The following is a 23,531-nucleotide window of genomic DNA, read 5'->3' as shown; positions in this document are numbered from 1 at the left end:
GATGCCGGCCCGCAGCACCGTGCGCAAGGCATTCCTGTTCGTCGTCGGGCTGGCGGCCCTCGGCGCGGCCGGCGGCCTGGCCTTCGTCTATTCCGGGATCTACGATATCTCGGCGATCGCCCAGCATACGCGGCCGGTCTACTGGATCTTCGACGTGGCGCTGCGGCGCTCGGTGGCGATCCGCGCGCCCGAGGCCGTGCCGGTCGACCTCGACGACCCGGAGCTGCTGGAGACGGGCTTCGACCATTACCAGGTGCACTGCGTCCAGTGCCACGGGGCGCCCGGCGTGGCGCCGCAGCCCTTCGCCCTGGGCATGACGCCGCTGCCGGCCAACCTGGCGCACAGCGCGCGGAACTGGAGCCCGGAGGAGATCTTCTGGATCGTCGAGAACGGCGTGAAGATGAGCGGAATGCCGGCCTGGAAGTTCCGCATGAGCCCGGAAGAGATGTGGGCCGTGACGGCTTTCGTCATGCACCTGCCGACGATCGCGCCGGTACGCTACAGGGCGATGGTGGAACAGGGCGGCCTCGCCGGGCCGCAACCCGCCCCGCAGCTGTCCAGCCGATGGGGGGCGCCATGACCGGGCGGGCCCGCGTGCTCCTTGCGGCCGCGCTTCTGGCGGCCGGGCCGGGCTTGGCCGGTGCGCAGGATGCCCCGGACGAGGGGCGCGAGCTGCTCGGCGATGCCGAGACCGGACAGAAGGCGCTGCGCCAGTACGCCTGCACGACCTGCCACGTCGTCCCGGGCATCGTCGGCGCCAGCGTCCATGTCGGCCCGCCCCTGGAGGGCATGGCCACGCGCCGCTACATCGCCGGCGTGCTGCCGAACCGGCCTGAGAACATGATCCGCTGGCTGATGGACCCGCAGGAGGTGGACCCGCTGAGCGCGATGCCGGACCTGGGCGTCACGCCAGAGCACGCCCGCGACATCGCCGCCTATCTCTACGGCCTGGACTGAACCGGATCGCCGCGGCGCTCCAGCCGAGAGAGCAGCGACGCAACGCCCGCGAGCCCGGCGACGAGGAACACGGCGCAGCCCGGCACCCACATGATCAGCCCGCCCAACTGCTGGTCGGCCAGTGGCGACAGCCCCCAGGGCCAGCTCGTCGCCTCGTGGCTCTCGTACCAGGCGCCGCCCGCCAGGGTCAGGAACGCGCCCAGCAGTCCCATCTGGAGGGAGGTCAGGAACCCGGCCCCGACCGCCACCAGCGCCGGCGCAGCCCCGTCCGGCAGCAGCACGCGCCACAGCAGGAGCGCCGCGCCGAACAGGCTGAGATGCATCGCCCAGTAGGCGCCGTCGCTCCGGAGCGTCGCGTCGTAGGGCACCGGCAGATGCCAGAACCACAGCAGGACCGCGAAGGCCGCGGGACCGACCCAGGCCAGGCCCGGCAGGCGCCCGATCCGAACGCCGCCCAGCAAGGCGGCGAACGCCCGCTCCGGGCGGCCGAGGACCACCAGCGGGGCCGCGACCAGCGTCAACAGCATGTGTTGGGCCACGCGGGCGGAGAACAGGGCGACGGTCAGGTTGCACAGCGGCGACACCAGGCATGCCGCCACCAGCAGCCAGCCGACCGCGAAAGCGCCGGCGCGGAGTGCCCCGACATCCCGCGCGCGGGCGGCACCCAGGCCGTAGCCGAGCATCGCGGCGCCCAGACCCGCGAGCAGCCAGGGGTCCAGGTTCCAGGCGCCCATCAGTTCGCCTGGAACCGGCGGGCTTCCGCAATAGGGGATGTAGGCCGTCATGCCGCGTCCGGCTCCCGGGTTTCGATCCTTCGGAGCGCCGTCCGTCGGGTCCGGGCGGCGCATACACCCCGCCAACAGGCCGGAAGTGCCGAAGTCGCGGGTCCGGATCGCGGGATCAGGCCGCGGCCCGGTCGCGGAGCTTGCCCGCGATGTAGCGGTGCTCCTGCGTCAGGCCGCCGAACCCGTAGGCGTCGGCGCGGACCTCGTGGACGAGGGCGTAGCTCTCCTCGTGCAGGTCGCCCAGGACGCCGCGCATGAAGCCGTACACCTCCGACAGGTACTGCTCCTTCTGGTCCTTGGTGTTCGTCCCTTCCACCACCTTGATGTCCAGCCAGAAGCTTGCCTTGCCCTGGTCGGCAAGGCTCCTGCCGCCCACGATCCAATGTTCCGGCGCCGTGTACTCGAGCGCCACCGCGGTGATGGCCGGGTTCTTCTTCAGGATTCCGGCCGTCAGCCCGACCAGCCCGTCGGCGATGGCCGCGGACAGCTCGGGCGATGCGGCTGCTGAGACTTTGACGTTCAGGATCGGCATGGTTGCACCCTCCGTTGATGAGGAGGCCAGGGTAGGACGGGGTCATGGTTCAGGAAAACGAATTTACCTGATCGAATAGTTCAATTATGTTAATCCAATGATCCGCAACCTCGACATCGGCACGCTTCGCGCGTTCCTGCTGATCGCCGGCGGGCACAGCTTCGCGGAGACCGCCGGCCTCGTCGGAAGGTCCCCATCCGCCATAAGCCTCCAGATCCAGCGGCTGGAGGCGGAGATCGGGGCGAAGGTCCTGCGCAGGAACAATCGGGAGGTGGCGCTCACGCTGCCGGGCGAGCGGCTCCTGGGCTTGGCGCGGCGGCTGGTCCAGGCCAACGACGAGGCGGTGCAGGCTTTCCGGCCGGCATCCGCCCCCTCGGCACCGCTGCGTTTCGGGACGACGCAGGATTTCGCCGAGGCCGCGCTTCCCGACGTGCTGCGGCGCTTCTCGCTCGAGCACCCCGGCGTGGACCTAGTCCTCCGGGTCGACCGGTCCGCGAAGCTCATCGAGGCCGTGCACGGGGGCGAGCTGGACCTGGCGGTCGCCATACGCCGGGACGATCCGCTAGCGCGCGACGTGCTCGTCGAGCTTCCGATGCTGTGGATCGGCCGGGACGCCGGTTCCGACGGGCCGACGGACCCCCTGCGGCTCGCCCTTTTCGAGGCGCCCTGCACCTTCCGCTCGGCCGCCCTCGACGCCCTCGGGGCCGCGGGAAGGACCTACAAGCTGTCGTTCACCAGCCCCAGCCTCTCGGGCCTGCGCTCCGCCGCCCTTGCCGGCCTGGGCGTGACCGTCCGCACGAAGCACATGCTCGGGGCCGGCCTCGCGGACGTGGCCGGGCGCCTGGGCCTTCCGGATCTCCCGTCGGTGGCGTTCGCGTTCTACGCGGCCGCCGACGGCCATACGACGGCCTGCGAGGACCTGGCCGAGCTTTGCCGCAGGGCGCTGGCCGCCGGCGAATAGTCCTGGCAGCGGGAACCGGCCCGGGAACGCCTGTTGAATACCACGAGCCTTGCCCTGCCGGAGCGCTCCCCGCGCGGCGGGCTTACGGGCCAGAGCCAGAACCGGAGCCAGAAAAGGACGCGAGATGACTGCGCAGACCCTGCTTCGCGAGACGCTCAGCGGCGACATGCCGCCGCGGCGGCTGCAACGGCGCATGCAGCACGACCGGGGCCGCGACATGCGGCTCCGCCGCGCGACCGTGGCGGTGTCGCTGGCCGGCATCGCCAGCATGGGGATCGTCGCCCTGTACCAGACCGGCGTCATCCGGCACCTTCCCGACCCGCCCACGCGCTGGCCGCATTTCCACTCCGACAAGGTCAATGCGTCCGAGGAGGCGTTCGGGTACGGCATGCCGGACGGCCCGATCACGCTGGTGGCCCATGCCGTCAACCTGGCCCTGGCCGCGGCCGGGCCGCCGGGCCGGGCGCGCACGCGGCCCTGGCTGCCGCTGCTGGCGGCCGCCGTCTCGGCCCCGCAGGCGGCCGTCGCGGCCAAGTACCTGTTCCATCAGATGCCCTATGTGGACGAGGCTTGGTGCCCCTACTGCGTCACGGACGCCCTGATGCATTTCGCCACGCTCGGCCTCGTGGCACCGGAGGCGCTGCGCGCGCTCGAGAGCCTGATGCGGCGATAGGGGGAGGCATGCAGTCCCGGACCCTCGCCGTCGACGGGATCGCGATGCGCTGGATCGAGGAGGGCGAGGGCGCCCCCGTGGTGCTGGTGCACGGGATACCGACCTCGCCGGCGCTCTGGCGCCACGTCGTGCCGCGGATATCCGGCGCGCGCTGCCTGGCCTGGGAAATGGTCGGGTACGGCGCCTCCATTGCGGAAGGCCGCGGCCGGGTCATCTCGGTGGCGCGCCAGGCGGACTACCTGGCCGCCTTCCTCGACGCGCTGGGGATCGGGAAGGCCGTGCTGGCCGGTCACGATATCGGCGGCGGAGTGGTGCAGATCCTGGCTGTCCGCCGGCCGGACCTCTGCGCGGGACTTTTCCTGACCAATGCCGTCGGCTACGACTCCTGGCCCGTTCCCGCCGTCAAGGCGCTGCGCCTGGCCGGCGGCGTCCTGCGCCGCCTGCCGCCCGCCGCGCTGAAGCCGGTCCTGGCCACGCTGTTCGCCCGCGGCCACGACGACGCCTCGCGCGCCAAGGAGGCGATGCGGGTGCATTGGCTCCCCTATGCCGGGGGCGAAGGCCCCGCCGGATTCGTACGGCAGATCCGGTCCTTCGATGTCGAGGACACGCTGGCCGTCGCGGGCGACCTGAAGCGGTTGCGGGTCCCGGCCCGGATCGTTTGGGGGGCCGCCGACCGGTTCCAGAAGATACGCTACGGCGAGCGCTTCGCGCGGGACCTGTCCGCACCCCTCCATCCCATCCCGTCGGGCAAGCACTTCACGCCCGAGGACCATCCCGACATGGTCGCCGAGGGCATCCGGCAGGTGCTGGCGGACGCGGCGGGCCGCGCCTGAGGGCATGGACCCGCCGCGCTTCGTGCGGCCTATCGTTCCCCGGGGCCCCGGCCCGTGTCCGGCAGGCTGCGCATCGCCGGATCTGCGCCCGGCCACGACCTGCGTATCCGCCGTGGCCTACGGGTCCTGGGCCACGCCCATGGCCGGCCAAGTAGGGGTACAGGGGCGGCTGTCCGACGCCCATGGGCCCGTGGCAGCCCTGGCAGGCGGGCACGCCCTGCTCGCGGATGCCGGCGGTGGCGATGGGGGCGCCCAGTTGAACCATGTCCTGCTTGGGCTCCGGCACTTCGGCGGGATAGGGCACGTCCTCCAGGGAAGCGTACCAGGTGGCGACGTCGCGCATCTGCTCGCACGTCAGCAGGCCGGCGACGGCCTGCATGGCCTCGTTGGGGCGCAGGCCCGCCGCGTAGTCCTGGAGCGTCTTGAACAGGTACCAGGCGGACTGGCCCGTCAGCCGCGGGAACGCGCCGCTGCCGTCGCCCGCTCCGGTCAGTCCGCGGCACTGGACGCACGCCCAGTTCGCCTCTCCATAGGTGCCGCCGATGACGGTCATCCGGCCGCGGACGAGGGAAAACGAACCCTCAGGGTCGGGCGAGTTCCTCGGCCGTAGCCGCACGTCAGAAAAGCCGGCTCGCTCCGACCGGCTCAGCTTCAATGTGCAGGCCCTGCTGCAAGCCGCCCGGGCTTTTCCGGTTGTGGAGTGCCTGTTCAAAGATCACGAGAGTTGCTTATTGTATCATATAATGTAGATCGGGACCTTTATAAAGATAAAAACATAAACTGAAGAGCGGCTGTGATACCGCTTTTCCAATGCCGTGGCTGCTCATATCGATCACTGACAACGTGATCAGGAACTATTTTGACGCGGTGCGGTTCAGGCTGCCGCGACGTCGCCCGCTCCAAGCCATTAGGTGGCGCCGTACCTCGGCAAATACGTATACGGAGAGTTGACATGGCAGATGAACGGACGACAGACGCCCAAGCGGAAACCGCACGGACAAGTTCGGTGCAGATCGGCCCGGGTGTCGCCGGTACTGATGGCGACGATTTCCTGGTCGGGATGACCGGCGACCTCAGCGTGTCGGGAGGCGACGGCAACGACGTCCTGATCGCCGGCACCAACGAAGATACCGGCAACGTCTTCCTCGCCGACCTTCAGGCGCTGAACGGCTCGGGCGTCAACGGCACGGCCGTGCTCACGATGGAAGACGAGAACACGTTGACCACGCGCATCGTGGCGGACGGCCTCGAGCCGGGCCAGCCGCACCCGCAGCACATCCACGGCCGGTTCGCCGATACGGCCGAAGGACCGGGGACGGGCGAGCCGATCGATTCGGTCTCTCCCACCCTGCTCGCCGACGATGATGGCGACGGCTTCATCGAACTCGCGGAGGGTCTCGATACTTACGGTCCCATCCTCGTGCCGCTAACATCGCCTCCGGGCGGCGAGGTCGCAAACTTCCCGACCGCCCCGGGCGGCACGATCTTCTTCGAGGAGACATACGACCTGAGCGACCCGGCCGCGCTCGCCGACGGCGTCACCGCGGACGATCTCACCCCGCTCGACCTGCGCGAGATCGTCCTGCACGGCGCCTTCGTGCCGGAGGGGGCCGGTGACGGCACGGACGGCGAGGTCGATGGCGGCCCGCGTGAGTACGTCCCGGTGCTGCCGGTCGCCTCCGGCGAGATCCAGGAGGCGCCCACGGCCTTCGGTGCCGTGCTCGACGGCGGGGCAGGGGACGATCGGCTCCTCGGCAGCGCTCTGACCGACATCCTGTTCGGCGGCGACGGTGCGGACGAGTTCATCTACACGGGTGGTCAGGATCTCGTCGCCGACTTCGACGCCGAGGAGGGCGACCGCCTCATCCTCGCAAACGGCCAGGATCTCCAGGGAGCCTTGGAGAACGCGACCGAAACCGACCGGGGCGTGACGTTGTCCTTCGGTGAGGAGGATGCCCTGACCCTCGCCGGTCTGACGCTCGACGAGGCGCAGCAGCAACTGGGCGGCGACGACATGGCGGCCTGAGCCGCCGGTACCGCCCTTACCGGGCCCGCTTCGCAGAGGCGGGCCCATTCTTCATCGCGCATGGGGCGCGGCCGAGGGAGGCGACGATCGAAGCGCGAAGTCCGTGGGCTGCATGCCGGCCGCTCCTGATGTGGGTCGGCCTGTTCAGCTTCTGCGCCAACCTCCTGATGTTGGCCGTGCCCCTCTACACTCTCCAGATCTTCGACCGGGTGCTGACGAGCCGGAGCACCGAGACGCTGGCGATGCTGACCCTGATAGTGGTTGGCGCCCTGGCCGTGTTCGGGATCCTGGAGGCGGTCCGCTCGCGCATCCTGGTGCGCGTCAGCAACTGGTTCCAAAACACGCTCAGCCCGGTCCTGTTCGCGCGCGCGGTCGAGGTGGCCCCGCTGCATCCCGGCTCGGCCGCGGATGGGCTGCGCGACCTATCGACGCTACGGGGATTCCTGAGCGGACCCGGCGTCGTGCACCTGTTCGACGTGCCGTGGGTGCCGATCTATGTCGGCGTGATCGTCCTGATCCACCCGCTGCTCGGCGCGGTGGCAGCACTCGGCGCCGTCGCGCTCGGTGCCATGGCGCTGTTCAGCGAACTGGCCACCCGCCGGGCGCTGGGTGCGGCGAATGCCGGCTACGCGGCCATGCTCGCCCGAGCCGACGGGCATGTCCGCCGCGCCGAGGCGGTCGGGGCCATGGGAATGCTCCCGCAACTGGTCGCAGACTGGCAGCGGCAGAACCGGGACGTGCTGCGCGACCATGCCGCGGCCAGCGACCGGGCCGGCCTTTGCGCATCGATCACCCGTTTCCTGCGCCCGACGCTCCAGGTCGCGATTCTCGGGGTCGGCGCCTATCTGGTGCTCCAGCGGGCGCTCACGCCGGGCGCCATGATCGCCGCCTCGATCATCCTTTCGCGCGCACTGGCACCGGTCGAGCAGATGGTCGGCACCTGGAAGGCGTTCGTGGCCGCCCGCGCGGCCAACCGCCGCCTGAATGAACGGCTGGCGGCACCGATGCCGGTACGGAGTTCGACCCGGATGCCGGACCCGGAAGGACGGGTCGATGTCGAGCGCGCGACGGTTACCGCGCCCGGCGGGCTCGTGCCGGTGCTCCGACACGTCCAGTTCAGCCTGGCGCCGGGCGAGAGCCTTGGCGTGATCGGGCCGTCGGCGGCCGGCAAGTCGTCGCTCGCGCGCCTGCTCGTCGGCCTCTGGCCGGCCACCTCGGGCCAGGCGCGCCTGGACGGCGTGGACCTGTTCACCTGGGATCGCGCCGACCTGGGCCGTCACGTCGGCTATCTTCCGCAGGACGTCGACCTGCTGGACGGCCCCGTGCGGCAGGTCATCGCCCGCATGGACCCGGGCGCGGAAGACGCCGCCGTCATCGCCGCGGCCAAGCTGGCAGGCGCCCACGAGATGGTGCTGCGCCTGCCGCTCGGATACGACACGGTGATCGGTCGCGACCGGCACCAGCTGTCGGGCGGTCAGCGGCAGCGCCTCGGGCTGGCGCGCGCCTTCTACGGCAATCCGAGGCTGCTCGTCCTCGACGAGCCAAACGCCAACCTCGATGCCGAAGGCGAGCGCGCACTCATAGATGCCCTGGAACAGGCGCGGGCGCTCGGCATCACAGCCATCATCATCGCGCACCGGCCGAGCGTCCTTGTCCATGTCGACAAACTGCTGATACTGCGCGACGGCCGGATGGAGATGTACGGACCGCGCGCGGAGATCATGGCGCAGGTCGCGCCTCAGCGGTCCGCCGCAGCCGGGCAGCGGACGGCCGGAGCCGGAGTGATCGGGACCGCCATGAACGTTGCGTCGTTCCAGCCGAAGCGGGCGCCCGGCCCCGCCGCGGAGGACGCCCCGTGATCCGGATCCAGCAGACGGGTCGGCCCGTTTCCGTTCGAAGCCCGACCGCCACCGCCCGCGGACCGATCCTACTCGGCATGGCTACCCTGGTGCTGGCGGTCGGTGGGTTCGGCGCATGGGCGGCCCTCGCGCCGCTTCGGAGCGCCGCCCTGGCCGCGGGCGAGGTCGTGGCGAGCAGCCATCGCAAGACCGTCCAGCATCTGGAGGGCGGGATGGTCGCCCAAATCCGGGTGCAGGACGGCAGCATTGTCGCGGCCGGAGACGTGCTCGTCCGGCTCGACGATACCCGGGTACGGACGGAGGTAGCCCGACTGGAGGGGCGGCGCGACGAGGCGCTGGCCCGCGCAGCCCGCCTGATCGCCGAACGCGACGGCGCCGAGCGGATCGACTTTCCAGCGGCGCTTACCGAGCGCGCCGGAGAGGCACGGGCCCGGCAGGCGATGCGGGCACAGACCGCCATGTTCGAGGCGCGCCGCGCCCTGCTGCAGGACAGGGAAGCGATCCTGCGGCAGCGCATAGCCCAGCACGGTGTGCAACTCGTTTCCATCGAGGACCAGGAGAAGGCGGAAAGCCGGCAGCTCGCCCTGATCGAGGAGGAACTGGCGGGGGTCCGCCAACTGATGGAGAAGGGGCTGGAACGCAAGCCGCGCCTGTTGGCCTTGCAGCGCACCGCTGCCGGGATCGAGGCCCGCCGCGCCGCACATCTCGGCAGGATCGCCGAACTGCGCCAGAGCGTCGCCGGGATCGAACTGGAGATTGCCGAGTTGCGGGCCGAAAGACTGGGCGTCGTCACGGAGGAACTGGAGTCCGTGCAGGCGGCGCTCGGCGACGTCGAGGAGCGCCTGATCGCCGCCAGGGACACGCTGAGGCGCACTGTGGTCCGCGCTCCGCAGGACGGGGTTGTCGTGGGGCTGCAGCTGCATACGGTCGGCGGCATCATCGCCCCGGGGGAGCCGATCCTCGACCTGAGCCCGCGGCGCGACCGGCTGGTCGTCGACGTTCGCGTGGCACCCGAGGACATCGACGTGGTGCGGGCGGGGCTCCCCGCCCAGGTGCGTCTGACCGCGTTCAAGCAGCGGGTGACGCCGACGGTCGACGGCTCGGTCGTCCTGGTCTCCGCCGACCGGCTGGAGGACGCGACGACGGGGGCACCGTTCTACCAGGCCCGGATCGCGCTCGACCCGGCATCGCTGGGAACCCTTCCCGATGCGAACCTCTACCCGGGAATGCCGGCCGAGGCGATCATCGTGACGGGCGAGCGCACCCTGCTCGACTACCTGCTCGCCCCTGTCCTGGAGTCGATGCGCCGCGGCCTGCTGGAGGATTAGGTCAGGTTCCGCCGGCGCAAGCGGCAGTCGGACTTCACGGGCTGCCGCGACACGGCGACGCCCCTGCGTCACGTGCATCAGGCGCTGGCGGAGACGAGGTGATCGTGGCGGATGCGGGCAGCCCGGACGGGGCGGCGGTCGAGGCGGCGTGCCCCGGTGCCCGCCTAGCGGATGCGGGAAAGGCTTCTCGACACTCTTTGCGGTCCAGCGATGAGCTACCCCTCATCGGCCCGTCTACTCATCATCGGGACCCCCGCCCGCGTTCTGCGGCCGGCCGGTCGTCGTCATGGTGTTGAGGTCGGCGTCTCCGGTGGCCCCCGGCGGCAGTTCCCCCTCTTCGAGCGGAGGGCGGAGCACGCCGAGGGGGAAGTCCGGTTCCGGCGCATCTCCCATCGCCGGATCGGCGCCGGGGACGACGACCTCATCCGTCGTGGCCTCCGGATTCTGCAGTACCCCCATGGCCGGCGCCTGACGGCCGGTGCCGGGAGCGGCCTCCCGGTCGGTCGCGCCTTCGTCCCCGAAGCCGAGGTCGACCGGCGTCACCTCCTCCGGGCGAAGGGATGCGAAATAGACGGCGACGGCTTCGATCTGCTCGTCCGTCATGGCCTTGGCGATCAGTTCCATCACGTTCATCGGATCGCCGTCGCGCCGGCCCTGCTTCCAGAGGTGAAGCTGATGGGCGGTGTAGGGGGCGTATTGCCCGGCCAGGTAGGGATACAGGGGCGGCTGTCCGACGCCCATGGGGCCGTGGCAGCCCTGGCAGGCGGGCACACCCTGCTCGCGGATGCCGGCGGTGGCGATGCGGGCACCCAGCTGGACCATGTCCTGCTTGGGCGCCGGCACTTCGGCGGGATAGGGCACGTCCTCCAGGGAGGCGTACCAGGCGGCGACGTCGCGCATCTGCTCGCGCGTCAGCAGGCGGGCGACGGCCTGCATGGCCTCGTTGGGGCGCAGGCCGGCCGCGTAGTCCTGGAGCGTCTTGAACAGGTACCAGGCGGACTGGTCCGTCAGCCGCGGGAACGCGCCGCTGCCGTCGCCCGCCCCGGTCAGCCCGTGGCACTGGACGCACGCCCAGCTCGCCTCTCCATAGGTGCCGCCGATGGCAATCATGCGCCCGCGGACGAGGGAGGCCTCGTCGGGCGCGGGCGTCCGCCCCCAGTCCTGGGCCATGACGGCGCTCGTGGCCAGGACCGCTGCGAGCCCGGTGGCGAGGAGACCTGCGGCCTTCATGCCCGCCCCCTCACGCCTGGACCAGCGGACGGGGGTCCTTGAGGTACTGGTTGATCATGGCGTCCGCCGCCCAGTAGGTCAGCGCCCCCACCGTCGCCGTCGGGTTGTAGCCGGCGTTCTGCGGGAAGACGCAGGCGCCCATGACCCAGAGATTGTGCAGGTCCCAGGACTGGAGATAGCGGTTCACCACCGACGTCGCGGGGTCCGTGCCCATGATCGCGCCGCCGGTGTTGTGCGTCGTCTGATAGGGCACGATGGAATAGTGGTCGTCCAGCCAGCCGACCGAGACGTATTTGCCGCCCATGGCCTCGGCGATCTCCCACGCCCGCTCGGTCACGTACCGGCTCATCAGGCGGTCGTTCCAGGGGAAGTCGAAGGTGACCATGCCCAGCGGCTGGCCGAAGGCGTCCCGGTATGTCGGGTCCAGGCCCAGATAGTTGTTCGGGTGCGGCGTGGAGGAGCCGTGGACGGTGAGCGACACCGTGCTGTTGTAGTGGCGGGCCACCGCCTCCTTCCACGCGGCGCCCCATCGGGGCGTGCCGTCGGGGACGGGGTGGTGGTGGATGGGGCGGCCGGTGGTCTGGTAGGCGGCGATGTAGGCGCCGCCTATGAAGCCCAGCTCCGAATGGTCGAAGCTGCCGTTGTTGAACTCGTTGACCGCGGTCCCCAGGGCGCCGGCCCCCATGAAGGGGTTGATGTGCTTGTCGCCGTCGTAGAAGACGCCGAGCCCGCTCATGGTCTGGTAGGTGTAGTTCCGGCCCACCGTGCCGGTGCGGGTCCTGGGATCGTAGGGCCGGCCGATGCCGGACTGCAGCATCAGGATCGGGTTGTGGTGGGCGAAGCTGCACAGGACCACCATCCCCGCCGGCTGCACCACCTCCCGGCCGCTGGCGTCGACATAGACGACGCCGGTCGCCAGCTTGGCGTCGCGGTCCCACTCGACCCGCAGCACGTAGCAGCCCGTGCGCAGCTCGAAGTTCGGGTTGGCGAGCGCGAAGGGCAGGATGCAGGTCTGGGCGCTGGCCTTGGCGAAATGCTCGCAGCCATAGGTCTCGCAGAACCCGCAATACATGCAGGGCTTCAGCTTGGCGCCATAGGGGTTGGTGTAGTGCCGGGTCACGTTGGAGGACGGGACCGGGAACGGCTGGTAGCCCAGGGCCCGCGCGCCCTGCTCGAACAGGTATCCGGAGTGGGACTGCTTCATGGGCGGGTTGGGATAGGGCTCGCTGCGCGGGCCTTCGAACGGGTTCCCGCCCGTCACCAGCTCCCCCGTCTCGTCGACGAACGGCAGGCCGCCGGTGCCGAGGATCTTCTCGATGTAGGTGTAGTAGGGCTCCAGTTCCTCGTAGGTTATGCCCCAGTCCTGGATGGTCACCTCGTCGGACAGGAAGCCGCTGCCGTAGCGCTCCTCCACCCAGCTCTTCAGGACGAACCACTCCGGCTGGAAGCGCCACGTCTGGCCGTTCCAGTGCACGAGGGCGCCGCCGACCCCCTCGCCGGGAAGGAAGGAGCCGAGCTGGCGCATCGGCAGGGCCTGCTGGTCCACGAAGTTGCGGAAGCTGAGGGTCTGGACCTTCGGGTTCTGCATCAGGGCGTGGCGGACCGAATACTTCAGCTCGTCGTGCATGCTGGGCGACTGGAAGTCGGGAACGGTCTTGCGCATCTGGCCCCGTTCCAGCGCGGTCACGCTGTACCCGGCCTCGGCAAGCTCCTTGCCCAGGATCGAGGCGGTCATCCCGCCGCCGACGAGGACCACGTCCACCGGCTTCATCCGCACTGCCATCTCGTTCCTCTCCCCGGCGCTCAGCCGTGCTCGTGCCCCTTCAGGTGCATGCGCCGCGCCTCCTGGTTGGCGAGCGAGATCGGCGGCCGGGTGTAGGGCCGGTCGTAGAGCTCCACCAGATCGACGTACTGGGCGAAGGCGCCGGGGAACCCGACCATGCGCCAGGCCACCATGTCCCGGTTGCCGCCATAGGCCGGGTCGGCGAACCAGCCCTCCACCGTGTTGGCCAGCAGCGTTTCGAAGAAGACCGGGGAGGGCAGGGAGGGCAGCTCCGCCGCCCCGCTTTCGAGCGCCGAGAGCGCCTGGTCCTGGACCTCCGGGGCCAGTTCCCAGAACTCCGCGCCGAAGCGGCCGGCGATCCACTCCCGCGCTTCCCGGATGCCGGTCCGGTACAGCTCCGCCGGGTTGTAGCGGAGCTGGTAGCCCTGCTGCGGCGGCGCGTCGGGTTTCCAGGGCCCCTCCAGGTACATGCGGGCGCCGCTGCCATAGGCGCCGGCGAGCTGCTGGTCGATGAAGGTGACGACGCCCGCCCATGCCGCGCCGGGCCATTGTTCGTCCGGGGGGATCAGGCGGTCCACCGCCGCCTCCACGAAGCGCGCCTCCTCGGTCGTGAAGAAGAACAGCAGCGTCTCGTCGGCCCCGGCGGCCCCTTGCGGCGCCGGCGCGGCGCCGGGCGGAGCGGCGGCCGGAAGCTCCTGGGCGCGGGCGGAGGCGGGCAGCCCGGCGATGCCGGCGGCCGCCGTGGTCTTCAGAAGGTCGCGGCGGCTGAAGCGGCCGGTCATCGGCTTTCCTCCCGGTTTCCGGGGTCGGGGGCGGGCACGGGCACCGCATCGCCGCGTAGCACCACGGCCATGCACCAGGGATAGGCGTCCGTATCCGCGTAGGCGTCGCAGAGCGCCGGCCGGGGCAGGGGCGGAAGCTCGTTCGCGCCGGCGATCTCGGTCGCCGGGTCGGACGGGCCGCTGACGCCGGTGGTGGTGCCGTCGGTCGTGCCGGCGCCGACCGGGGCCGACTGCGCTTCGGACCGGCCCGGCTGCTGGCCCTGTCCTTGCTGCTGGTTCGGGCCGGAGCTGCGTCCGGCCTGATCGGTGCCGCCGCCCTGGTTGCCCTGGGCCAGCGAAACGTCGGGCGTGGCGAGGGCCAGCAGGCAGAAGAGCGCGGGCGGCGCGAAGGCCATCCTCATCGTCCTGCCTCCCGGCCGGCCGCATCCCGGCCCACCGCCACCATCCCGGCACCGGTCGCACCGCGTTCGGGCGTGACCCGGTCCGGCCGGAGCGACGCGTAATAAAGGCTGACGGCGCGGATCTGCGTCTGCGTCATGGCCTTCGCGATGTGCTCCATGATCGCGAACCCGTCGCCATGCCGGCGCCCGGTGCGCCACGCCTCGAGCTGGTCCGCCAGGTATCCGGCGTCCTGGCCGGCCAGGAACGGATATGTCGGGGGCAGGCCGACCCCTTCGGGGCCGTGGCAGTTGACGCAGGCCTGCACGCCCTGCTCATCGGCGCCGACGGCGGCGATCACCGCGCCCTGCTGCAGGAGATGGCCGTCGGCCTCGGGCGGCGCCCCGTAGGGCGCGTCCTCGATCGCGGCGTAGTAGAACGACACGTCGCGCATCTCGTCTTCCGTCAGCGCTTCGGCGATCGGGGTCATGATGTCGCTCCGCCGCACGCCGGAGGCGTAGTCGCGCAGGCTGTCGTACAGGTATTCGTAGACCTGGTCGGCCAGCCGCGGGTATCCGCCGGCGGCGTCGCCGGCCCCGTCCATGCCGTGGCACTTGAAGCATTCGCCCCCGACCTGCCGGCTCTGCGCGCCCACGACCACGGCTCGTCCGCGCTGGATCGCGCCGGTGTCCGGAAGGTCGGGAGCCACATCCTGCGCCGTGGCCGTGATGCCGCCCGCCACTACCGTCAGGGCCGCAGCGGCGGAGCATATGGTTGGCAAGGTCCGCATGGAGTCGGCCCGCTTCCGCCTCTGCCGTTCGGGATGGTGTCTGATGAACCCGAGGAAAGCTGTATCGTTCCGTTACGGATCTCAGGAACGCCGCCGCCCGGACGGGTGTTGCCTGAACGCCCGTCTCCGTCCACGAGGAAGTGAACCGCATGCCCGCCGTCCGTAACTTCGCCGTCCCGGCGGCAATGCTCCTGCTCGCGGGGTGCGACGGGGGCGAGGCGGCGGCCCCCGGGCACCGGGTCCAAGGGGCGGATGCCGGGCGCGGGCCGGTCCTGATGGCGCAGTACGGCTGTACGGCCTGCCACAGGATCCCTGGCGTGGCCGGACCTCGCGGCGTGGTCGGCCCGCCGCTGACGGGCTTCGCCGGGCGGGTGATGATCGCGGGCTCGTTCCCGAACACGCCCGCCAACCTCGTCGCCTGGCTGCGGGACCCGCCCGCCATGCTGCCGGTCACGGCCATGCCCGACATGGGCGTCGGGGAGGCGGAGGCGCGCGACATGGCCGCCTATCTCTACACCCTCGACTGAACCCCCGACTGAACCCCGACCGGACCTTCGGCCGGTCGCGGCGGCCTATCCGAGGAGGTGCCGGAGCAGGCCGGCCGATCCGACCGCGATCGCGACCACCGCCAGCATCGGCAGACGGGCGGCCGCCACGACGGTGATGCCGAGCGCCAGCAGATCCGCCGGGCGCGGCGACACGAAATAGGGCGCGATCACCGCGAGGAGCACGCAGCCGGGTGCTGCGTTCATCACCGCCTCGGCGCGCGGGCCGAGCCTGCGGTTGCGCAGGAGGATGTAGCCTCCGATCCGCGTCGCGTAGGTGGCGGCCGCCATCAGCAGGATGGTCGCGAGGTTGATCGGGGGGATCATCGGGGCTTCGCCGACCAGAACGCCGCCGCGAGTCCCGCCGCCGTTCCGGCGACCACGAACCAGGCGCCGGGAACCAGGAGATGGGTGAGTGCCGCGACGACGAGGCTGACCAGCCATGGCCGGGCGGCCGCGGGCCCCTTCCACATCCCGGCCACGATGACGAGGAACACCGCCGGGAAGGCCATGTCGAAGCCGTAGGCCTCGACGTCGCCGAGCAGCGGGCCGACCGCGGCGCCAAGGGTCGTCGAGCCGAGCCAGCCCAGGTAGATCGTGCCGGCGCAGCCTATGTAGAAGCCGAGGCTGAAGGGTAGCCGAGCCCCGGCTTGCGCCCGTTTGAGCGTATCGGCGTAGCTGAGCGCCCAGCTCTCGTCCGACATGAAGAACAGCACGACGAGAGCCTTCCACCGCGGCAGGTGCTGGATGAAGGGCGTGAGCACCGCTCCCATGAGCAGGTGGCGGCTGTTGATCAGGAAGGTGACGCCGACGATGAGCAGGAGCGGCGGCGGCGAGGCCCACAGGCCCACGGCCGCGAACTCGGACCCTCCCGCGTAGTTCGATCCCGTCATGAGGGGCACTTCGAGGAAGCGCAGTCCCTTCTGCGTCGCCTGCGCGCCGAGGACGAGGCCGTACGCGATCACGGCCAGCAGGACGGGCACCGATTCGGCGATGCCGCGCGTCACCTCGGACCGGAGGCGGGACATGCGCCGCTCGGGCCCGCTCTCGGGGCGTGTGCCTGTCGTTTCCATGCACGTCACGATAGGGCGGGTCGTCCGCAATCGGGTTGCGAAGATGCCCGCGAAAAGCGGAAAGTCGGCATCCGATGCCAAATCATGGCCGTATGGGAGTACCGGATGCCAATCGTCCTGGACGAGATCGACAAGCGCATTCTGAGAGCGCTCCAGCGCGACGGGCGCATGCCGAACAACGAGCTCGCCCGCGAGGTCGGGCTGTCCGCGTCCCCCTGCCTGCGCCGCGTGCGGCTCCTGGAGGAGGCGGGGGTGATCGACCGCTACGTGGCCGTCCTGAACCCCGCCAAGATCGGCAAGGGCCAGACGTTCTTCACGCGCATCTGGCTGAGCGCCCAGGACGAGGACACCATCGGGCACTTCATCGCCGAGGTGAGGAAACTGCCCCAGGTGCTGGAATGCTACATAATGCTCGGCGACTGCGATGCGCTGGTGCGCGTGGTGGCAGCAGACATCGACGACTATCGGCGCTTCCAGTCCGAGCACCTCAGCCGGATCAAGGGCGTGCAGAACGTGAAGACCGACGTTCCCAGCCAGACGGTCAAGCAGACGTCGGAACTGCCGCTGTAGCGGTCCGGAGTTCGGACTTGCCAAGATGGAGCAAGTCCGATCACATTCCATCAAGAGCGAGCACGGTGAAGGCTCGCCGGGGAGGACGCGCATGACGACGACGCTGTCTCGGACGATCCGTCTGAACGCGGCCGACAACGTGGTGCTGGCCCGTTCGGAGCTGGCGCCCGGCACGGTCGTCGAGGCCGAGGGACCTGGCGGCCGCGTCGTCGCCCGCGACCTCGTCCCGGCCGGGCACAAGATGGCGACCGCGCCGATCGCCGAGGGCGAGCCGGTGCGCCGCTACAACCAGGTGATCGGCTTCGCGACCGAGGCGATCGAGCCCGGCGCGCATGTCCATGTCCACAATGTCGGCCTGCACGGATTCGCGCGCGACTATGCCTTCGGCGCCGACGCCCGGCCGACCGACTACGTTCCCGACGCGGCGCGGGCCACGTTCCAGGGCTATCGGCGGCCCGGCGGCAGGGTCGGCACGCGCAACTACCTGGGCGTGCTGACCAGCGTCAACTGCTCGGCCACGGTCGCGCGCATGATCGCCGAGCGGTGCGGGCGCGACCTGCTGGGCGATTTTCCCGGCATCGACGGCGTCGTCGCCCTGACCCACGGCACCGGCTGCGGCATGGCCGACAACGGCGACGGCTACGCCAACCTCCAGCGCGTGCTGTGGGGCTATGCCCGCAACCCCAATTTCGCCGGCATCCTGATGGTCGGGCTCGGCTGCGAGGTCAACCAGATCGACTTCCTGCTCGAAGCCTACGGGATCGAGCGCGGCCCCGGCTTCCAGGTCATGAACATCCAGGACGGCGGCGGCACCCGGCGCACGGTCGAGGCCGGCGTCGCGATGATGCGCGACATGCTGCCCGAGGCGGCGAAGTCGGTGCGCGAGACGGTCAGCGCGAGCGAGCTGGTCGTGGCGCTGCAATGCGGCGGCTCCGACGGCTATTCCGGCGTGACCGCCAACCCCGCCCTGGGCGCGGCCGCGGACCTGGTGGTCCGCCACGGCGGCACGGCGGTGCTGTCCGAGACGCCGGAGATCTACGGCGCCGAGCACCTGCTGACGCGCCGCGCCGTGAGCCGCGAGGTGGGGGAGAAGCTGATCGCGCGCATCCGCTGGTGGGAGGACTACACCGCGCGCAACGGCGGGGAGATGAACAACAACCCGTCGCCCGGCAACAAGAAGGGCGGGCTGACGACGATCCTGGAGAAGTCGCTGGGCGCGGCGGCCAAGGGCGGCACGACCAACCTCGTCGAGGTCTACCGCTACGCCGAGCCGGTCACCGCCAAGGGCTTCGTGTTCATGGACACCCCGGGCTACGACCCGTGCTCGGTGACCGGGCAGGTGGCGGGCGGCGCCAACGTGGTCTGCTTCACGACCGGGCGCGGCTCGGTCTCCGGCTTCAAGCCGGCGCCCTGCCTCAAGCTCGCCACCAACACGCCGATGTACCGCCGCCTCGAAGAGGACATGGACATCGACTGCGGCGGCATCGTCGATGGCGGGACGAGCGTCGCCGAGATGGGCGAGCGCATCTTCGAGCTGATCCTCGCCACGGCGTCGGGACAGCCGACCCGCAGCGAGGCCCAGGGCTTCGGCGACAACGAGTTCGTCCCGTGGCAGATCGGTGCGGTGATGTGACGGGCCGGCGGGCGGTGGGGCAACGGACGGAAGGGGTCGGGCAGGGGCCGGAGATGATCCCGGCCCGTCGCCGGGCCCTGATCGTCGAGAGCGCGCGGCGCCACGGCGCCGTGTCGGTGGCCGAGATGGCGGTGGCCCTCGCGGCCTCGGCGGCGACCATCCGCCGCGACATCGAGCACCTGACCGAGCACGGCTATCTGGTCCGCGCGCGGGGCGGCGCCATCCTGCCGACGGCCGCCGAGGCCACCTTCGAACCCGAGGCGGCGATCGCCAAGCGGACGGCCGAACGGGAGAAGGAGGCGATCGGGCGCGCCGCCGCGGAGCTGGTGGCGCCGGGCCAGAGCCTGATCCTCGACAGCGGCTCGACGACCCTGGCAGCCGCCTGCGCCCTGGCGGCGCGCCGCATCCCCGTCACCGCCGTCACCAACGACCTCGTGATCGCCGGCGTCCTCGGCCGGGCAGCCATGGGCCGGGTGATCGTGACGGGCGGGACCTTGCGGCCGGGCTCCAACACCCTGCTGGGCGAGCCGGGCGAGGCCTTGCTGCGGAACCTCCATGCCGAGGTCGCCTTCCTGGGCGCCCACGCCGTCAGCGGGGCGGTGATGACCGAGACATCGCTCGACGCGGCACGCTTCAAGCGCGAGGTGATGACGGCGGCGCGGCGGGTCGTCCTGCTGGTCGACCACACCAAGTTCGGCGATCCGGCCTTCTGCACGATCGGGTCGCTCGATTCCATCCATGCCGTCGTCACCGACGACCGGACGCCTCCGGACGTCGTCGAGTCCCTGCGCGAACGCGGGCTCGCGGTGACGGTCGCGGTCGTCGGCGGTGCCGACGGCCCCGCGCGCAGCGGGGCAGGGTACGCCCGGCAACGGGCCGGGCAACGGAAGGTGCCCACGAACTCATAAAACCATAAGACAGGAGGAGACGTGCCCATGAAGAAGCTTCTGCTCGGCGCCCTGGCGATTGCCGCACTCGCGGTGCCGCAATTCGCGCGTGCGGCGGAAACGCTGCAGTTCGCCCATGTCTACGAGACCTCGGAGCCCTACCACAAATGGGCGCTGTGGGCCGCGGACGAGATCGCGAAGCGGACCGACGGCCGCTACGAGGTGAAGGTCTTCCCCGCCTCCTCGCTGGGCAAGGAGACCGACATCAACCAGGGCCTCACCCTGGGGACGGTCGACATCATCTACACCGGGACCAACTTCGCGGCGCGCTCCTACCCGCCGCTGGCGCTGGGCACCGCGCCCTACATGTTCCGCGACCGCGCTCATTGGGAGGCCTATGCCGGGTCCGACCTGTTCCAGGAGCTGGCGAGCGGCTACGAGGAGGCGACGGGCAACGAGATCGTGGCGCTCCTCTACTACGGCGAGCGGCACGTCACCTCCAAGACGCCGATCGACACGCCCGAGCAGATGAAGGGCATGAAGATCCGCGTGCCCGACGCGCCGATGTACGTGATGTTCCCCAATGCCGTCGGCGCCAACCCGACGCCGATCGCGTTCGCCGAGGTCTACCTGGCGCTCCAGCAGGGCACCGTGGATGCCCAGGAGAACCCGCTGCCGACCATCCTGGCGAAGAAGTTCCACGAGCCGACGCCGGTGATCAACCTGACCGGCCACGTCACCGAGAGCTTGCTGACCGTGATCGGCGCGCCGACCTGGAACCAGCTTTCGGAGGAGGACCGCAAGATCTTCACCGAGGTCCTGCAGGAAGCGGCGGCCAAGTCCAACGCCGACATCGTCGCGGCCGAGGAGGAACTCGTCACCGGCTTCGAGAAGATGGGGGCGACCGTCAACAAGGTCGACCGCGCGCCCTTCCGGGAGATGGTGATGAAGGTCCATCTGGGCCCGGACGTGCCCTGGTCCAAGGACCAGTACGACCGCCTGCAGGCTCTGCAGTAGGTCTCGCCGCGGTGGTCGGCACCCACCACGACCCGGGAACGTCCGGCGCTCCGGCGCCGGGCGTTCCCGCCCCGCCGTCGGAGGGGCGGACGGGCCTCTCCGGCTACGGCCTGGAGGACGGCGCCGCGTTCCTGGTGTTCTGGGCGCTGGCCGTCGTCGTGTTCCTGCAGTTCTTCACCCGCTACGTCCTGAACGACAGCCTCGCCTGGACCGAGGAGGGGGCCCGCTACCTGCTGATCGCCGTCACCTTCCTGGGAGGCGGCATGGCCGTGCGGCGCCGCGCCCAGATCGCGGTGGAGTATTTCCACCTCTACATGCCCAGGCGCCTTTCCGCCGTGGTGCTGTCGGTCTGCGACCTGCTCTCGCTGGCGTTCTACGGCTACGCCGCCTGGCTCGCCTGGACCATGGTCGGGATGATGCGGACCCAGCGGATGGCGGTGATCGACATGTCCATGAGCGTGCTTTACGCCGTCGTCCTGGCCGGGCTCGTCGCGATGACCCTGCGCGCGGCCCAATCGGCCTGGCGACGCCTGCGCAACCCCGAGACAGGACCCGCCACACCATGACCATGCTCGTCCTGTTCGGTTCGCTGTTCCTGATGATGGCGGTCGGCGTGCCGATCGCCGTCGCGCTGGCCGGCTCGTCGCTCTTCTACGTCCTCGCCGTCGGAATGCCGGACGTCGTCGTCCTGCACCGCATGGTCAACGGCATCGACAGCTTCCCGCTGCTGGCGATCCCGTTCTTCATCCTCGCCGGCAACCTGATGAACTCCGCGCAGATCACCGAGCGCATCTTCGGCTTCGCGATGGCCCTGTTCGGCTGGATGCGCGGCGGCCTCGGCCACGTCAACGTCGCCGGTTCCGTCCTGTTCGCGGGGATGTCGGGGGCGGCGGTCGCCGATGCCGGGGGGCTCGGCACGATCGAGATCAAGGCGATGCGGGACCATGGCTACGACGACCGGTTCGCGGTCGGCATCACCGCCGCCTCGTCGACCATCGGCCCGATTATCCCGCCCTCGCTGCCGCTGGTGGTCTACGGCGTCATGGCCAACGCCTCGGTTGGGCAGCTTTTCGCCGCCGGCTTCATTCCCGGCATCGGCATGGCGGTGGCGCTGATGGCATGGGTCGCCTGGACCGCGCGCCGGCGCGGCTACAAGCGCGACGCCGCCTTCTCTGTGCGCCGGCTGGCCGTGTCGGTGAAGGAGGCGTTCCTGGCGCTGATGACGCCCGTGATCCTGATCGGCGGCATGGTCAGCGGCATGTTCACCCCGACCGAGGCGGCGATCGCGGCGGTGGTCTACGCGATGTTCCTGGGCATGGTCGTGTACCGCACGTTGAGCCTGAGGGACCTGCTCCGCGTCAGCATGGACACGATCGAGACGACGGCGGTGATCCTGATCATCGTCGCCGGCGCCTCGATATTCGGCTGGGTCCTGACGTCGGCCCAGGCGACCGAGCGGCTCTCGACCTGGGTCCTCGGGCTGACCGACAACCCGATCCTGATCCTGCTCCTGGCGAACCTGCTGCTGCTGGTGGTCGGTTGCTTCCTGGAGACGATCGCCGCGATCACGATCCTGGTGCCGGTCCTGCTGCCGATCGTGATGAAGATCGGCGTCGACCCCGTGCAGTTCGGCATCGTCATGGTGCTGAACCTGATGATCGGCCTGCTGACGCCGCCGGTCGGGATGGTGCTCTACGTCCTGTCCCGGGTCGCCAACCTGCCCTTCGAGGAATGTGCCAAGGCCTGCGCTCCCTTCCTGATCCCGCTGGTGGGGGTGCTGCTGCTGGTCACGTTCTGGCCCGGCTTCTCGATGTGGCTTCCGACCCTCGTCTATCGCTGACGTCTGCCGCCGGTGGTCACACCGGCTCGCAGGCGCCGGTGGCGGCCGAGCGCAGGATCGCCTCGATGAGCCGGTGGACGTCGAGGGCTTCGCGTCCGCCGGCCCGCGGGGCGCCGCCGGACGCGACCGCCTCCAGGAAGTCGGCCAGGACGGCGCGGTGGTGGTGGTGCGGGAACGCCATGGGATCGGCGCCCGCTCCGCCGCCGGCCGCCCCGTCGTCCATCGTCACCTCTCCGCCGTCGTGGAAGCGGGCGGACAGGCTGGTCCCGTCCAGCCGGGCCGTGCCCGCGGTCCCGATCAGGTCGATGGCGTCCGGATAGCCGGGATAGGCGCAGGTCGTCGCGCCGACCGTGCCGAGGGCGCCGTTCCCGAAGCGGAGCACCGCGACCGCCAGGTCCTCGGTTTCCATCCGGTGCACCGGGGTCGTCGTCGCTTGCGCCGTCACCGCGACCGGCAGGCCGGCCAGCGAGACCAGCAGGTCCAGCGTGTGGATGCCCTGGGTCAGCAGCACGCCCCCGCCGTCGCGCGCCCTGGTGCCCCGGCCCGGCTGGTCGTAATAGCTCTGCGGCCGCCAGTTGTAGAGCCTCGCCGAGGCGCCGACGATCGCGCCGAGCCTGCCCTGCCGGACCAGGTCGGCGAGCGCGACCGCGACCGGCCGGAACCGGTGCTGCAGGACCACGCCGAGCGTGATCCCCGCATCGCGCGCGGCGGCGACCAGCGCCTGGGCGCGGTCGAGCGAAATCTCCAGCGGCTTCTCCAGCAGGACGTGCTTGCCCGCGGCGGCGGCGCGCCGGACGAGGTCGAGATGCGTGGACGGTGGGGTCAGCACCATCACCGCGTCTATGGTCCGGTCCGCGAAGATCGCCTCGACGTCGCCGGTCACCGGCAGCCCGTAGGCCTCGGCGAAGGCCCGCCTCCTGTCCGCGGTGGGACTGTAGGCGGCGGCGACCTCCACCCGGCCGCGAAGCTCGATCAGGCTCCTGGCATGGGGGGCGACGGCCATTCCGAGGCCGATGACGGCGACGCGGATCATGCTCTCCTCCCTATTC

25 protein-coding genes are annotated in these 23,531 nt (G+C 70.6%); 15 read left to right on the top strand and 10 right to left on the bottom strand.

Annotated elements, in window-relative coordinates:
- Nucleotide 1: 1 nt before the first annotated feature.
- Together VGO20_RS03350 and VGO20_RS03345 are read left to right on the top strand one after the other, a co-directional pair.
- Nucleotides 2–580 (top strand): c-type cytochrome, encoded by a 579-nt coding sequence (locus tag VGO20_RS03350; RefSeq protein WP_327500871.1) that lies wholly within the window; start codon nt 2–4, stop codon nt 578–580.
- Nucleotides 577–957: a c-type cytochrome gene (locus VGO20_RS03345; RefSeq protein WP_327500870.1), complete on the top strand. Its 381-nt coding sequence runs from the start codon at nt 577–579 to the stop codon at nt 955–957. Before VGO20_RS03350 ends, VGO20_RS03345 begins: the two co-directional genes overlap by 4 nt.
- Here VGO20_RS03345 and VGO20_RS03340 read toward each other — a convergent pair.
- Complete coding sequence (locus VGO20_RS03340) at nt 942–1,742, bottom strand: cytochrome c oxidase assembly protein (RefSeq protein WP_327500869.1); 801 nt, start codon at nt 1,740–1,742, stop codon at nt 942–944. The two genes, VGO20_RS03345 and VGO20_RS03340, sit on opposite strands and share 16 nt — an antisense overlap.
- 115 nt (nt 1,743–1,857) lie before the next feature.
- Entirely contained in the window at nt 1,858–2,274 is a 417-nt protein-coding gene (locus tag VGO20_RS03335) for a tautomerase family protein (protein WP_327500868.1), read from the bottom strand.
- Between the two features lie 97 nt (nt 2,275–2,371).
- On the opposite strand from VGO20_RS03335, the gene VGO20_RS03330 reads away from it, so the two are divergent.
- From VGO20_RS03330 to VGO20_RS03305, 6 genes are all read left to right on the top strand, one after another.
- A complete protein-coding gene (locus VGO20_RS03330) occupies nt 2,372–3,235 on the top strand; it encodes a LysR substrate-binding domain-containing protein (protein WP_327500867.1) in 864 nt (287 codons plus the stop codon).
- 124 nt (nt 3,236–3,359) lie between these two features.
- Entirely contained in the window at nt 3,360–3,908 is a 549-nt protein-coding gene (locus VGO20_RS03325) for a vitamin K epoxide reductase family protein (RefSeq protein ID WP_327500866.1), read from the top strand.
- Between the two features lie 8 nt (nt 3,909–3,916).
- Nucleotides 3,917–4,741 (top strand): alpha/beta fold hydrolase, encoded by an 825-nt coding sequence (locus VGO20_RS03320; RefSeq protein WP_327500865.1) that lies wholly within the window; start codon nt 3,917–3,919, stop codon nt 4,739–4,741.
- 1,006 nt (nt 4,742–5,747) lie between these two features.
- Complete coding sequence (locus tag VGO20_RS03315; RefSeq protein ID WP_327500864.1) at nt 5,748–6,767, top strand: hypothetical protein; 1,020 nt, start codon at nt 5,748–5,750, stop codon at nt 6,765–6,767.
- Between the two features lie 53 nt (nt 6,768–6,820).
- Nucleotides 6,821–8,626 (top strand): type I secretion system permease/ATPase, encoded by a 1,806-nt coding sequence (locus VGO20_RS03310; protein ID WP_414639773.1) that lies wholly within the window; start codon nt 6,821–6,823, stop codon nt 8,624–8,626.
- 77 nt (nt 8,627–8,703) lie between these two features.
- Nucleotides 8,704–9,954 (top strand): HlyD family type I secretion periplasmic adaptor subunit, encoded by a 1,251-nt coding sequence (locus VGO20_RS03305; protein ID WP_327500863.1) that lies wholly within the window; start codon nt 8,704–8,706, stop codon nt 9,952–9,954.
- A gap of 234 nt (nt 9,955–10,188) precedes the next feature.
- Here the strand turns inward: VGO20_RS03305 and VGO20_RS03300 are convergent, their stop codons facing one another.
- From VGO20_RS03300 to VGO20_RS03280, 5 genes are read right to left on the bottom strand one after another with little or no spacing between them, the layout of a single operon-like run.
- Nucleotides 10,189–11,184 carry a c-type cytochrome gene (locus VGO20_RS03300; protein ID WP_327500862.1) on the bottom strand — a complete coding sequence of 332 codons (996 nt, stop codon included), beginning with the start codon at nt 11,182–11,184 and terminating at the stop codon, nt 10,189–10,191.
- A gap of 10 nt (nt 11,185–11,194) precedes the next feature.
- Nucleotides 11,195–12,967 (bottom strand): GMC family oxidoreductase, encoded by a 1,773-nt coding sequence (locus VGO20_RS03295; RefSeq protein ID WP_327500861.1) that lies wholly within the window; start codon nt 12,965–12,967, stop codon nt 11,195–11,197.
- A gap of 20 nt (nt 12,968–12,987) precedes the next feature.
- Nucleotides 12,988–13,749 carry a gluconate 2-dehydrogenase subunit 3 family protein gene (locus VGO20_RS03290; RefSeq protein ID WP_327500860.1) on the bottom strand — a complete coding sequence of 254 codons (762 nt, stop codon included), beginning with the start codon at nt 13,747–13,749 and terminating at the stop codon, nt 12,988–12,990.
- A complete protein-coding gene (locus tag VGO20_RS03285; protein ID WP_327500859.1) occupies nt 13,746–14,150 on the bottom strand; it encodes a hypothetical protein in 405 nt (134 codons plus the stop codon). The genes VGO20_RS03290 and VGO20_RS03285 overlap by 4 nt, the downstream gene beginning before the upstream one ends.
- Nucleotides 14,147–14,917 (bottom strand): c-type cytochrome, encoded by a 771-nt coding sequence (locus VGO20_RS03280; RefSeq protein ID WP_327500858.1) that lies wholly within the window; start codon nt 14,915–14,917, stop codon nt 14,147–14,149. Before VGO20_RS03280 ends, VGO20_RS03285 begins: the two co-directional genes overlap by 4 nt.
- Before the next feature lie 149 nt (nt 14,918–15,066).
- On the opposite strand from VGO20_RS03280, the gene VGO20_RS03275 reads away from it, so the two are divergent.
- Nucleotides 15,067–15,444, top strand: a complete 378-nt coding sequence (locus VGO20_RS03275) for a c-type cytochrome (protein WP_327500857.1) — start codon at nt 15,067–15,069, stop codon at nt 15,442–15,444.
- A 45-nt stretch (nt 15,445–15,489) separates the two neighbouring features.
- Here VGO20_RS03275 and VGO20_RS03270 read toward each other — a convergent pair whose 3' ends face one another.
- Together VGO20_RS03270 and VGO20_RS03265 are read right to left on the bottom strand one after the other, a co-directional pair.
- Nucleotides 15,490–15,789 (bottom strand): AzlD family protein, encoded by a 300-nt coding sequence (locus VGO20_RS03270; protein WP_327500856.1) that lies wholly within the window; start codon nt 15,787–15,789, stop codon nt 15,490–15,492.
- Nucleotides 15,786–16,490, bottom strand: coding sequence for an AzlC family ABC transporter permease (locus VGO20_RS03265; protein WP_327500855.1), 705 nt, complete (start codon nt 16,488–16,490; stop codon nt 15,786–15,788). Before VGO20_RS03265 ends, VGO20_RS03270 begins: the two co-directional genes overlap by 4 nt.
- Nucleotides 16,491–16,640: 150 nt before the next feature.
- Here VGO20_RS03265 and VGO20_RS03260 point away from each other — a divergent pair, with 150 nt between their 5' ends.
- From VGO20_RS03260 to VGO20_RS03235, 6 genes are all read left to right on the top strand, one after another.
- Complete coding sequence (locus tag VGO20_RS03260; RefSeq protein ID WP_327500854.1) at nt 16,641–17,105, top strand: Lrp/AsnC family transcriptional regulator; 465 nt, start codon at nt 16,641–16,643, stop codon at nt 17,103–17,105.
- A gap of 91 nt (nt 17,106–17,196) precedes the next feature.
- Nucleotides 17,197–18,738 carry a UxaA family hydrolase gene (locus VGO20_RS03255; protein ID WP_327500853.1) on the top strand — a complete coding sequence of 514 codons (1,542 nt, stop codon included), beginning with the start codon at nt 17,197–17,199 and terminating at the stop codon, nt 18,736–18,738.
- A 53-nt stretch (nt 18,739–18,791) separates the two neighbouring features.
- Entirely contained in the window at nt 18,792–19,646 is an 855-nt protein-coding gene (locus VGO20_RS03250; protein WP_327500852.1) for a DeoR/GlpR family DNA-binding transcription regulator, read from the top strand.
- 27 nt (nt 19,647–19,673) lie between these two features.
- On the top strand, nt 19,674–20,642 hold the full coding sequence (locus VGO20_RS03245; protein WP_327500851.1) for a sialic acid TRAP transporter substrate-binding protein SiaP: 969 nt from the start codon (nt 19,674–19,676) through the stop codon (nt 20,640–20,642).
- Nucleotides 20,643–20,653: 11 nt separating this feature from the next.
- Nucleotides 20,654–21,208, top strand: coding sequence for a TRAP transporter small permease (locus VGO20_RS03240; RefSeq protein ID WP_327500850.1), 555 nt, complete (start codon nt 20,654–20,656; stop codon nt 21,206–21,208).
- Nucleotides 21,205–22,482 carry a TRAP transporter large permease gene (locus tag VGO20_RS03235; protein ID WP_327500849.1) on the top strand — a complete coding sequence of 426 codons (1,278 nt, stop codon included), beginning with the start codon at nt 21,205–21,207 and terminating at the stop codon, nt 22,480–22,482. Before VGO20_RS03240 ends, VGO20_RS03235 begins: the two co-directional genes overlap by 4 nt.
- A gap of 16 nt (nt 22,483–22,498) precedes the next feature.
- Here the strand turns inward: VGO20_RS03235 and VGO20_RS03230 are convergent, their stop codons facing one another.
- On the bottom strand, nt 22,499–23,515 hold the full coding sequence (locus VGO20_RS03230) for a Gfo/Idh/MocA family protein (protein ID WP_327500848.1): 1,017 nt from the start codon (nt 23,513–23,515) through the stop codon (nt 22,499–22,501).
- Nucleotides 23,516–23,531 lie beyond the last annotated feature (16 nt).

The organism is Arenibaculum sp., from assembly GCF_035998295.1.
Taxonomy (GTDB): domain Bacteria; phylum Pseudomonadota; class Alphaproteobacteria; order Azospirillales; family Azospirillaceae; genus DASYHS01.
Note: the sequence above shows the minus strand (reverse complement) of the source record. Positions and strands in the feature narration are given on the sequence as shown.